Origin of the sequence: Carboxydothermus ferrireducens DSM 11255 (assembly GCF_000427565.1) — a bacterium.
In the GTDB taxonomy this organism is placed as follows: domain Bacteria; phylum Bacillota; class Z-2901; order Carboxydothermales; family Carboxydothermaceae; genus Carboxydothermus; species Carboxydothermus hydrogenoformans.
Window position 1 is genome coordinate 63,518 of the sequence record NZ_ATYG01000015.1, and the last position, 9,512, is coordinate 73,029.

Here is a 9,512-nt window from a genome sequence, read left to right on the forward strand (position 1 = left end):
ACTATTCCCCGCAGTTTTAGAAGTTTCTCTGATAATCACGCACAATTTCGATAATGATGTTCTTTTCGACTTCGTCCAGTCCCTCCGCAAGGTTGGACTGGATGCATTTGAAGGGTTCGTCTATTTCCAGTTTTATGTCTTCTGCCGCACGAAGTAATCGGCGGAATGACAATGCCCGTGTGTCTAAGTCCCCGTTTTCAACCCGGCCTCTAATTCTTTCAAATATATCTACCATCACTTCTGCAAGTTCTTTTTCGATACCCGTTTCCTGCAATAACACTTGCAGTAGTACCTTTCTTTCCGGATACGGTACTTCAATCAATCTAAAACGGTCTTCAAATGCTTCGTTGAGTTCTTTAGTTCCGGCATAGTCCGGATTGATTGTCCCGACCAGCCGGAAATATTCCGGTGCGGTAACGGTTCTGTAACCCGGTACTGACAGTTGCTTCGACCAGTCAAGCAAGCCGTGCAGTAAACTTGTTACATCGGGTTGTAACATGTTGACTTCTTCCATTACAACCATTTCACCATTAAGTACGGGGTTTAACAGCAGTCCGGGTTCAAAAGAAACCCTTAATTGGACTTCTTTAAGTTTTTGCAATATCGGTTCTATTGCTACCCCTGCCGCCTTGGCCGCTGTTCTTAATCTCATCTCCGTTACTGCGTCTATTTTGTTTTCAACGGGTACGAGGGTTTTTCCACCCAGCAAACCTTCGGCGTTCACGTCAATCCCGCCGTAGATTTTTACGACGGGCAAATTGAGTGCCGCTACAAGACTTTCGGCTAATGTGGATTTACCTGTACCTTTTGGCCCGGTCAGCAAGGGAGCTGACCAAACTGGGTGCAGGAGTGCGGACAGGGCTTTTACGAATTCGCCGTTTGAGGGAATATATTTTAGACTTGGCACACGGGATTTTTGCTCTTCGGTAAGGCGGGAGTTTTGAGCCTCACGGAAGGTTTTAAGTCTTTGGAGTAACCTGTAAGGAAGGATTTTAGAAAGGGTTTTTAAAATTTCATCATTTCCTTCTTCGATTTCTTTGTACAACTTTTGCTTGGCATCTTCTTCGGCTTTTTTCTTCTCTGCTTCGGCTTTTTGCTTTTCTAATTTTTCGTCTATTTCCTCATCAGTCATATGTTTTAAGACTTCTGCTTTGTCAATTACATCTTTTAACTGTTCTTCCTCTGTGTCTATCACAAAGGTTGCCAGTCCTCTTTTGGCCGGTGGAACTGGTAACCCCTCTTTTTCAATGTAGTAATACAACGCCCCGAGGTGATAACAGGGACGTCCATGGGACAAAGCCGTACAGTTATGTACGACTTTGTTTTCGTCGCCGTAATACTCTAACCCGTGTTTTCCCACACGGATAAAGAGTGTACTCTTTTCTTTATCTGCAAATAATATTTCCGTGTCAGCCAGCTTCTCTTTAGCGGCCTCCACGTTTTTTGGATAAACCGAAACCTGTTTAAGCATTTTAACCACTCCCCTTTATTTTTGGAATAAGGGACGAATTATTCGTCCCTCAAATTTAAGGCTAACCCGACAAGCTCCTTGCGAATGTTAAGAAGATGTCGGGCATTAAATGCCTTTTCGATAGTGTCGTCATACCCGGGAAGATTTTGAACTTTTTCTTTCAGCAACTTTATAAGTTCTTCTTCCGCTTCGGTTAGCTCTCTTTCTGCTTCCGACAGGTTCAATTCTTCCCTGATTTTCTCTGATTTCCAGAAGGCTTTATCAAAGTCTTCATCAAAGTTCAAATTTTTAGTTCGTTCTAAATATTCGCTGTATACGGCATCATGAAAAGCCTTTGCTTTGAGATAATTTAACTGTGCAGAGGTAATGCCCTGCATTTTAGACCCCTCCTTGAGATGAGATTAAAGAAGGAGCGGTTGCCCGCTCCCTCTTTAGATTACTCATTTTCGACCCGGAATTCTTTTGCTATAACCACTTGTTTTCCAGCTACCTCTTGAAATTTCCCTGCAAATATAACTTTTTGCCCTACTTCTGCTTTTAAATCAGCTGGAGTAGCAACAAGTACCATAATTCCTGCGACATCAACTGTATACCAGTTGGCTTTAGGGGTTGTATTTATTGCTTTCACTTCCCCGGTTGCTTCTAAAACTTGGACAAGTTCTACGGTTTCAGCCTTAATCTTGTTGCCCGCCGCTTTACCTGCAACGTTTATTACTACACCTGGAAAAGCATCTTTGAAGTCCCCTGCGATAATGTAACGTGTGTCGTCTGCCACATCACAGGCTTCGATTACCTTCCCGTCTTTATTTGCCATCACGAAGACCGTGACGGCTTTATCTTCGACTTTTGCTTTAGCTGGCTCTTGAGTAGGTTCGGCAGTAGGTGCAGGTTCGGTTACTACTTCTGCTTGCACCTCTTCTTGAACTTCGGGTACTGGTTCAACTACCACTTCAGCTTGGATAGGTTCAGCGGGCTCAACCGTAACTTTAGCGGCCGGGATTTCTACAACAGTTTCGTCTTCGGCTTCGTAGGAGATTTCTTCTTTTGCTACTACGCCGGAGATATTAAACTGCCTGCGGAGTACAAAAACCTCCGCTACTTTTTGGATCATCGCTGACGGATATTTCTTCCACGTCGGCGAATTGGGATTTACGTATTCGGCAAATTCTACATAAGCGACCATAGGGTTTCTTTTTGCGTGGTATGCAATAGCCCATGCACCTTGAATTTTACCTCTGGTCTTACCGAATTTATGCCGGACTTGGAATTCGGAAGGGATAAACTCAAATTCGTCGCCTTCTCTTACTACCGCCGACTGTAACCCCCTGTAGTTTGGATCTTGCATTGCAATTTTGAGGTATCCGTCACGGCTGGTAATGAAGGTAACTTGTCCTCCTAACTTTTGGAAAACAAGCTCCTTTCTAAATGGGTCGAGTCCGTATCTTTGGCATATATGCAGGAACATTTGCAATTCGTCGTCAGTTGCCCCTTTGGCAACCGTGTTTTTAACAAGTTCTATCTGCTCCCGGGTTAATGTGGGAGCTTCAATAATAGATTGATTTTGATTAGGTAACTGAACTAAATTTTTATTAGACACAACGCACCACTCCTTTTTTGAGTTTTTTTTAAAAGTTTAAGGAGAGGGTTTCCCCTCTCCTTTTTAGACTAAAACGGTAAGTTTTCGTCAAGTAAGTCGAAATTGAAGTCATCCGGCAATTCAATTTCTTCCACTACCCCTTGAATTTGGGGTTGCTGTGCAGGTTGTGTTTGTTGCGGTTTTGCCTGCTGTTGCGTACTACGTGAAGGCTGTGCTTGTGGCAATTGCCTTACTCCCTGCTTACTTTTGGCTTGTTGTTCCTGCGGTTGTGCCTGATTACCGTTAGGGTTTCCCAAAAACTCAATCCGTTCCGCAAATACCCGGATAGAAGTTTTCTTTGTTCCGTCCTGATAGGTAATTTGGTCTACCCGCAGGTTGCCGACAATGGCTAACTGACGGCCTTTCTTGACATACTGGGCAAGGTTCTTGGCCTGCCCGTTGAATACTACTACCGGAATGAAATCAGTACCGGGATTTTGATTGTTGGCCGTCTTGGGACGGTCAACGGCCAGAGTAAACTGCACATAATTAACTCCTGCCTGACTGGTTTTTAACTCTGGGTCGGCAGTAATACGACCCACTAAAAACACTTGGTTGATGCTCATTAGAAATTCCCCCTTTGGATTTGATTTAATTTAACTAACTTTTGGAGAAGATAAAGGTTTAACTTTTTGAGTGCCTGCACCTCTCTGGCAAGCAACTCAATTTGTTGACTGGCAGTTAAATTTTCGTAGTGCTTACGCACTGCATACTTAACTGCCGTGTTTGGAAGTAAAGTACCTTCCATTTAGACCACCCCTCTAAATTTTTTATTAGAGCCATACGAGGCTCTTAATCTGGGCTTGTTTCGGGTCTTACCTGACCCTAAAATGCTTTTATGCCCATTCCCCCTGCCGGTTTCCCGGCAGAGGTCAAAGGCATAAAGGCTTTTCATTCCCTGCCGTGAGAAAGGTGAGGGATGAGATGAACACGGCAGGGATTTGGATTTATGAGGCTTTGAGAACACGCAGGTTGGGATAATTGATTGGATAAATAAGTTCTACTCCGTCTCTTTCATAGCGTAAGGTTACTTTATCGGGGTAGACCTTGAAATAAGCCCCCCCTTCATTTTCAACAACTTCTGCTGTACAGAACATTGTGAAGTCTTCAAAACCAAAAGAACTTAACAGTTCAACTGCAGTTTCACCCGCCAGCTCGGGATGAAACCCAGAGTATAGTTTGAAGATTTTTTCGCTTTCCTCAAATATCTTTTTTAGACCTTCTGCTCCGTAATAAGCAGCAGAATTAAGAATAAGTTCCTTGTGTTCCTCCGGCGACCCAAACAGTAGTATCCCCGTTTTACTTTCAGAGGTGAGAACTGCTGTTAGCATCAGCAGTTCACCTCTTCCAGTACCCGCAAAACGCCGGAGATTTTGAGATACTGCGAATTTACCTGGTTGATAAGTTCAATTTTGATGTATCCCATTCCGGGATACATCACCACAACCTCTTTCAGGTTGTTTTTAAGGGCCCGGCTGTTCAAGATTTTTTGGACTATTGCCCGCTCACGGTTTGGATAGGTTTGAAGGTAAGCTACCATTTCGACCACTCCTCCTCTGGAATTTTGGATTAAAACGCAAAAAGCCGCCTGCAAGCGGTTTGGACGCTCACAGACGGCTTTTGGACTAAAAACGCCAAACTTACAGGTTTCTTATAAGTTCAGCGTTTACGCTCCATCTTCTTCCATCATTCTTCCTTTCAACGACAACGTGGGTTGCAGGGAAAAGATTGCAAATTCCTACAACCTCAATAATGTTGCCCTGCGGATCAGAATATGTTTTACCTATCAAATCACTTTGATTAGGTAAAGGCTTGCCTGTTTGAATATCAACCTCAACCCAACTTATGCTAATTACCCATCACCCCTTTTCTTTTGGAAAAATCAAAAAGGACACACTTTGCCCTGAAAACTTTTGAGCAAAATGTGTCCTTGAGACCAACGTTAAAAATGTTAAGGCACATAGGAGGCCTTTAAAAACTTTTTTGAGGCTGTCCTTACTTGAACGCCAAATAAAGAAAATATTTCCTGCTTAATTTTAGTTTAGAAAAACTCAAGCATTATGTCAAGAAAATTTATAGTTCATCCTGTACCAAAAAAGAAAATTAACTTTTTAAATGAATAACTAGGTTTAATAAAAAACAGAAAGAAATATTTTGAAAAAAATCGTTTTATTTTACCTCTTCTTACTTAATTAAGAGATAACCATTCAGCATCGGGTAAGTCGGGATCTTCAAAAAAACCATGTATTTTCCAATAATTTCTACTCCAAATCTTATCCTGTTTTTCTTTCCATACTTTGCTTGACCGCCAAATTGCAATCGGATTTATTTCTGCTTGCGATACAGGACTCCATATATCGCCATATACATTTTCATAATTAACTTCACATACTTCCACTCCCTTTAAGTAATAAATTGCAAATATATAACCATCAGTTGTTTTTACTATAGGGAAATAGTCACAATCAAATTCATTTGTTTCATTGTTGATAAATCTTACTACCATTACACCAGCTTGCCATTCTGGGGGTAGATTATTAATTATTTTTTTTATGCTATCAATATATTCCTTTTTAGTCCCGTAATAATCCGTATAGAATTTATGTAATTTATCAAACATCTCAGTTACTTCAAGTTTTGTTGGAACAATAACTTTTGTATTACTCTTTTGAATTTTGTTTGAAGTTTCAGCCCTAACGGTATATGAACTCTTTGCTACAGTATTTTCTTGAAAAGTGATATTATCTTTATAAGTTTGTTCATAAATTGACGTTATATTTTCGTCTTTATTTATTTTTTTAATTTTACCCTCCTTATTTTTATTGAATGAACATCCAAATATTGTAATGGCAACTATTAAATTTAAGACTAAAAAAAATTTAAATACTTTGCTTGTCATCCAACCCCTCCTCTTAAATTACGCTCTGCGAAACAGTGTCTTTGCAATATTTGGGTAATTCCTTTTGTAAAAAATATTCACTTCCTTTAAAGCCTTTTTACAATTTTAAATTTTTTAGTAGGAGCTTTATCTGCAGGATGTTGCGGAGTGTAAAACCAAAAATTAATCGGGTTTTTTGAATTAAAAGTATATAATCCTTTCTTTTCTTTTAAGCTTACGCCAAGCTTTTTATCTTTGCATAGGTTATCAAAATACTCAAGGACTTCAAACTTTTCCCGTTTTGAACGTGGAATATTTTTACAGTCATCATCAGTTGCATCACAAAATAAACTTAATGTGTCTTTGCTTTTATATCTCTTAAAAAATGTAAAATATTCGTAGGAAAATGCTGCTATACCAGCCATCAGGTCTGCCAGCTGAACTATTGGAAATTCCACCGAGCAGTTGTTTGGCGAATGAATTTCGGAAATTTTAAACTCTCTTTTTAACCGAAAGCTAAAATTGTTTTGAGTAAATATATTTTTTTCAAAATCAAAAGTTACCTCTTTTTTCTTCAAGTAATAACCTACATCATTCCAATCCACACCTGAAATCTCATCAAAAACTAAAATCCATTCGCTTTCGTCTGGCCATTTTTGAGTCAAGACATTCTTTAAAAGTTTATAATACATAAACTGCAAGTTCGCAGTATCATCTCTTGCTAATACATCATGTCTTTTATCAGTTATATCCCAAATCAAAACATCTGCACGTAATACATTTAGGCAAGCATAATGGACTAATAAGTCAAGCAATTTCGTTGCAGCACGTTTTGTTTCGCTCCGATTCAGTTCTTTCCACTTAAACTCTTTTAGCTTTTCTTTTTTCAAAATAAGTTTGATTTTTTCTTCAATTTCCTTAACATATCTTTTGGGTAGTGAAATTAAGCCTATTGAACGATATCTCCCCTTATTCCAATTGGATTCATCACCAAATGCGCAAAATAGATCGCCCACTCCCCTGTGCCACCCCTAAACACCGAACACTAAAACATTCTGACTGCACTCAGGTATCAAGTCTTAACACTTTTTTCCGAAGAACAAGTTTTAAGATAGAAAAACCTTTTTAAGTTATTTTTCAATGTTACTAAGAATGTAATTTAATTCAGATTCAATTTCAATAACTGCTTGTTTAATTTCAGTCAGGCTTGAATTTGTGCTTACATTAATATTGGCATATACTTGCATAATTAACGAGTAATACACTGCCTTCCCGTATTCACTTATTTTATTAAATTCTCTTTGCGTATTATATTTGTGAAAATCACCTTTTAAAGCATTTTTTAGTTCCTTGTATTTTAAGCGGGCAATTTCTTTATTATTTTGATTTATTAATGAGTAAATTTGATTTATCAATTCTAAATAATCTTGTAATTTTTTGATATAAAAATTCTTTTCGCTTTCTATATCATTCATCAGGGCACCTCACTTATTCTTTTCTTGATAAAAAATTATTTTTAGATCATAAAATTGTACTTCAGTGAACTGTCGGAATGTGGTAAACCATTACTGCTAATTTCACTTCTCTGTTTCGGTCACCTTTTATATGAAAGCGGTAATTAAACCAAGATTCGTCTTCTTTATTAACAAACCCCAAATAGTTCCCATGATTAGGTGTTTCCACCTCAATCGTTTTTAAGACATCGGATATATTTTTATTTCTTACAAACAAGATTATTGCTGCTTTAGAATCTCGCCATGTCAAATAGCTCAATAGCTGACTTATTGCGTCAAGATAGGCTCCCTTTCCTCTCCAGAATTTACATTCCGCTATAAACACATTACTGCCTTCATACCTAAGAAGTATGTCTGTTTTTCCGTTCTTATTAAAAGTTTCTCCCGTTGCAGAACCTTCAAAATGAGGTTCAAGTAACATTAAAAAATGATCCCTCAGCTGCTCCTCGCTTTTGCCTGAATAAACAGATGGTTTCCTTTCAAATTCTTTGCCCATATCATGGATTAGTTTTAGAATATCCTTATATGTTTGCATGTCAAGTGCTGGTTCTGGGGTAAATCTTTTTTCAAATACTTGAGGTTTAACTGCAATTTTCTTTTTCACTCCTGGAGAAGGTATAACAAAAGTTTCCGGTACATTATCAGAACGTTTAATCGGAACAACTAAACTCGAAAGTAAGTTCCGCCTTTTCAACAATTCCTGTTTTCGACCCCTGAAAATCTCTTCTATCTTTGTCCGCAGAGTATTATTAAAGTTATTTACATCTTCGTTAATATAAGCTTCCATCTTTCTTAGATTTTGCACTGTTGCCTCGTAATCTCTATTAATAGCTTCAACGTTATCTCTAAATTGAATTCTCCGAAAAATCAATTCTGACTTGTTTAAAAACATTTCCTCAGTCCAAAGAATCCTGGTACTTGGCGTGTATGTTAGAAGTTTTAACTCTCCCTCAACTGGTATGTGGAAATAAATGACCATTTTGGGATAAGATTTACCTGAAATTACATAAAAATCTCTTGGAAATAACTCCGCTGGTATAAGTTCTTCCTTATGTTCTGCATAAGCATGTTCATAATGTAGTTTAAGAGGTTCTATTTTAAATTCATCAACTTTATACTTTATATATTCTTCTTCATTAACGTTCAATAAATAGTGTTCAGATTCATCGAAAATACTTTTTTTTAGGGCTTCTTGCTTTTCTTGTAAATAAGATGCTAAGTCGCCGTTTTCAGAAAAAATACGAATTTTTTGGAGTCCGAAAAACATTTCTCCACCTCATACAATTAATTGCTAAATGCCCTTTAACCAAGGTTTCGCAAGGTAGACCTTATTCACCAAATTCAAACTGCTGTACTCATGTTTTTTCGGGAAAGAAAGATAACTCCGGTTTTTATCTTAGACGAGATGCAGATGGCTAAAGACCTTTTCCTTTGCAATATAAGTATTCTCTTTAACTTTAGCATAGATTCGGAAAATCCGTTTATCTTGGTTCTCTCTTGCCTTCCTCATCTTTTAGATAAACTTACCTTAAACCAGAATAGGCCTCTTGCTCAAAGGCTTGCTATGAACTATAAAGTTGAGCCTTTAACCAGAGAAGAGGTAGCAGGCTACATCCAGCATCAAATGGAACTTGCGGGAGCAAAACACAATATTTTCTCCGAGCAAGCCATTGAAGCTATTGCCTCCTTATCCCGGAGTTGGCCCCGGCTAATCAATAAGCTTGCTACTCATTGCTTGCTAAAGTTGATAATAGCCTACTAAAATAATTTGCAATTTTTGCAGATTACAACTGCTTCCTAAACTAATTTATTTTGAAAAATAGGTACCGCATTAATTTGTAAATTCACATTTTTATCTCTGTATCCTTTTGTTTTAAAGTAGTGTTGCTATGGTGTTTCTACTCACATAAAATAACCGTCCAATGCTCAGATTTCGTGGCCAAATAGAAAAGGAATTTGTTTAGATAATGGCGAATAATTGGAGAAAAAATCTAAAGAAGGAGAAAAAGGAAA

At 38.1% G+C, this 9,512-nt stretch carries 12 protein-coding genes; 1 reads left to right on the top strand and 11 read right to left on the bottom strand.

What is annotated here, in order from left to right; all coding sequences use genetic code 11:
* Positions 1 to 16: 16 nt before the first annotated feature.
* From CARFE_RS0106550 to CARFE_RS0106605, 11 genes are all read right to left on the bottom strand, one after another.
* Complete coding sequence (locus CARFE_RS0106550) at positions 17 to 1,471, bottom strand: AAA family ATPase (RefSeq protein ID WP_028052166.1); 1,455 nt, start codon at positions 1,469 to 1,471, stop codon at positions 17 to 19.
* 38 nt (positions 1,472 to 1,509) lie between these two features.
* A complete protein-coding gene (locus CARFE_RS0106555; protein WP_028052167.1) occupies positions 1,510 to 1,848 on the bottom strand; it encodes a hypothetical protein in 339 nt (112 codons plus the stop codon).
* Positions 1,849 to 1,907: 59 nt separating this feature from the next.
* The gene (locus CARFE_RS0106560; protein WP_028052168.1) at positions 1,908 to 3,068 is read right to left on the bottom strand and encodes a RecT family recombinase; all 1,161 of its coding nucleotides are present in this window, start codon (positions 3,066 to 3,068) and stop codon (positions 1,908 to 1,910) included.
* A 68-nt stretch (positions 3,069 to 3,136) separates the two neighbouring features.
* Positions 3,137 to 3,673 carry a single-stranded DNA-binding protein gene (locus CARFE_RS15565; protein ID WP_051250209.1) on the bottom strand — a complete coding sequence of 179 codons (537 nt, stop codon included), beginning with the start codon at positions 3,671 to 3,673 and terminating at the stop codon, positions 3,137 to 3,139.
* Positions 3,673 to 3,855, bottom strand: a complete 183-nt coding sequence (locus CARFE_RS0106570) for a hypothetical protein (protein ID WP_028052169.1) — start codon at positions 3,853 to 3,855, stop codon at positions 3,673 to 3,675. Before CARFE_RS0106570 ends, CARFE_RS15565 begins: the two co-directional genes overlap by 1 nt.
* Before the next feature lie 199 nt (positions 3,856 to 4,054).
* On the bottom strand, positions 4,055 to 4,438 hold the full coding sequence (locus CARFE_RS0106580; protein ID WP_028052170.1) for a hypothetical protein: 384 nt from the start codon (positions 4,436 to 4,438) through the stop codon (positions 4,055 to 4,057).
* Complete coding sequence (locus CARFE_RS0106585) at positions 4,438 to 4,647, bottom strand: hypothetical protein (RefSeq protein WP_028052171.1); 210 nt, start codon at positions 4,645 to 4,647, stop codon at positions 4,438 to 4,440. Before CARFE_RS0106585 ends, CARFE_RS0106580 begins: the two co-directional genes overlap by 1 nt.
* Before the next feature lie 648 nt (positions 4,648 to 5,295).
* On the bottom strand, positions 5,296 to 6,006 hold the full coding sequence (locus tag CARFE_RS0106590; RefSeq protein WP_028052172.1) for a hypothetical protein: 711 nt from the start codon (positions 6,004 to 6,006) through the stop codon (positions 5,296 to 5,298).
* A gap of 86 nt (positions 6,007 to 6,092) precedes the next feature.
* Positions 6,093 to 7,001, bottom strand: coding sequence for a hypothetical protein (locus CARFE_RS0106595; RefSeq protein WP_028052173.1), 909 nt, complete (start codon positions 6,999 to 7,001; stop codon positions 6,093 to 6,095).
* 114 nt (positions 7,002 to 7,115) lie between these two features.
* Positions 7,116 to 7,460 carry a hypothetical protein gene (locus CARFE_RS0106600; RefSeq protein WP_028052174.1) on the bottom strand — a complete coding sequence of 115 codons (345 nt, stop codon included), beginning with the start codon at positions 7,458 to 7,460 and terminating at the stop codon, positions 7,116 to 7,118.
* Positions 7,461 to 7,521: 61 nt separating this feature from the next.
* A complete protein-coding gene (locus CARFE_RS0106605; protein WP_028052175.1) occupies positions 7,522 to 8,766 on the bottom strand; it encodes a hypothetical protein in 1,245 nt (414 codons plus the stop codon).
* 90 nt (positions 8,767 to 8,856) lie between these two features.
* Here CARFE_RS0106605 and CARFE_RS14575 point away from each other — a divergent pair, with 90 nt between their 5' ends.
* Positions 8,857 to 9,261: an ExeA family protein gene (locus tag CARFE_RS14575; RefSeq protein ID WP_210432934.1), complete on the top strand. Its 405-nt coding sequence runs from the start codon at positions 8,857 to 8,859 to the stop codon at positions 9,259 to 9,261.
* The last annotated feature ends 251 nt before the right edge of the window (positions 9,262 to 9,512 follow it).